Annotated in this window: 1 protein-coding gene; it reads left to right on the top strand. The window is 57.7% G+C overall.

Annotated features, from left to right (window positions below; translation table 11 throughout):
- On the top strand, window positions 1–2,167 hold a 2,167-nt coding region (gene lon, locus HKN37_01625), incomplete at its 5' end, for an endopeptidase La (protein ID NNE45338.1).
- Between the last annotated feature and the right edge of the window lie 45 nt (window positions 2,168–2,212).

Raw genomic sequence — 2,212 nt, 5'->3', positions numbered from 1 at the left:
GGACGGTACCGTCAAGGTGCTCGTCGAGGGTAGTCAGCGCGCGCATATCAGAGATCTTGAGATCGGCGAGTGCTTCTCAGCCGAGGCTGAACCCCTGGCCGAGGAGGACGACGACTACGACGACCGCGAGATGGACGTGCTGTGCCGTTCGGTGGTCTCGCGTTTCGAGCAATACGTCAAGCTCAACAAGAAAATTCCACCGGAGATCCTGACCTCGCTGTCGGGCATCGAGGACCCGAGCCGGTTGGCCGACACCGTGGCCGCGCATATGGCGCTCAAGCTCGTGGACAAGCAGAAGGTATTGGAGCTGCACGACGTCAAAGGGCGACTCGAGCACGTGCTCGGGCTCGTCGACGGCGAGATCGACGTATTGCGGATCGAGAAACGCATTCGTGGACGCGTCAAACAGCAGATGGAGAAGAGCCAGCGCGAGTACTACCTGAATGAGCAGATGAAGGCCATTCAGAAAGAGCTCGGTGAAATGGAGGACGCGCCGAACGAGCTGGTCGACCTCGAGCAGAAAATCGGCACGGCTGGTATGCCCAAGGAAGCCAAGGAGAAGGCAACTTCGGAGCTCAACAAGCTCAAGCTCATGTCACCGATGTCGGCCGAAGCGACAGTCGTGCGTAACTACATTGATTGGCTCGTGAAGGTTCCCTGGAAGAAGCGCACGAAAACCATTCAGGATCTCGCGGAGGCCGAGCGCGTTCTCGAAGAGGATCACTACGGTCTCGAAAAGGTCAAGGAGCGCATTCTCGAGTATCTGGCTGTGCAGCAACGCGTCAAACAGCTCAAGGGCCCGATTCTGTGTCTAGTCGGCCCGCCGGGCGTAGGTAAGACCTCTCTGGGTCAGAGTATCGCGCGCGCGACGAACCGAAAATTTGTGCGGATGTCACTCGGAGGTGTGCGCGACGAAGCTGAGATTCGCGGTCATCGCCGCACTTATATCGGGTCGATGCCAGGCAAGATCGTGCAGAACATGAGCAAGGTCAAGGTCCGCAACCCATTGTTTCTGCTCGATGAAGTGGACAAGATGTCCATGGATTTCCGAGGCGACCCGTCGTCAGCGCTGCTCGAGGTGTTGGACCCGGAGCAGAACTCGACGTTCGCCGATCACTACCTCGAGGTCGACTGCGATTTGTCCGAGGTCATGTTCGTATGTACTGCAAACAGCCTGAATATTCCGGCACCGCTGCTCGATCGCATGGAGGTCATACGGCTACCGGGGTATACGGAAGACGAGAAGCTCAACATCGCCAAGCGTTATCTGATTCCCAAGCAGATGCGCCAGAATGGTGTGGAGGATACGGAGCTCAAGATCTCCGACTCCGCCATACTCGATACGATTCGCTACTACACGCGCGAGGCGGGCGTGCGCAACCTCGAGCGCGAGATTGCTACGATCTGCCGTAAGGTCGTTAAACAGTTGTTGTTACGCCCGCGCAAGAGCACCGTTCACGTCAATCATCGCAACGTCGGAAAGTACCTCGGCGTACAGCGGTTCCGCTACGGTCGCGCAGAAGACAACGACCAGATCGGCCAGGTCACGGGGCTTGCATGGACCGAGGTCGGTGGCGAGTTGCTGACGATCGAGGCGGCCACGGTGCCGGGCAAGGGCAAGCTTATTCACACCGGGCAGCTCGGCGATGTCATGCAGGAGTCGATTCAGGCTGCGATGACGGTCGTGCGCAGTCGCGCAGGTGTGCTCGGCATTGACGAGGAATTTCACCAGAAATCCGACGTGCATATCCATGTCCCAGAGGGCGCGACACCCAAAGATGGACCGTCCGCGGGCATCGGAATGTGCGCAGCTTTGGTATCTGCACTGACAAAGATCCCGGTTCGCTCGAACGTCGCAATGACCGGTGAGATCACGTTACGCGGAGAGGTATTGCCGATCGGTGGCTTGAAGGAAAAACTGCTGGCCGCACATCGCGGCGGCATTGACACCGTGCTCATTCCTGACGGCAACGAGAAGGATCTGACTGAAATCCCGAAGAACATCAAAGACAAATTGACTATTCTTCCGGTCAAATGGATCGACGAAGTCTTCGAGCACGCACTGCAGCATCTGCCCGTGCCAGGTCGCGGTGGCGAAGTTGCCGCGACCGAACGCGATAGCAAGGCAGAGGAAGTCGAGAAGAACGAGGCATCGTTGCCGCACTGATCGAAGCAGTCTTATTTGACAGCAGAAAATCCGCCTTGGTATAAG

The organism is Rhodothermales bacterium, from assembly GCA_013002345.1.
Lineage (GTDB): Bacteria > Bacteroidota > Rhodothermia > Rhodothermales > JABDKH01 > JABDKH01.
This window is presented reverse-complemented; position numbering and strand designations above follow the sequence as displayed.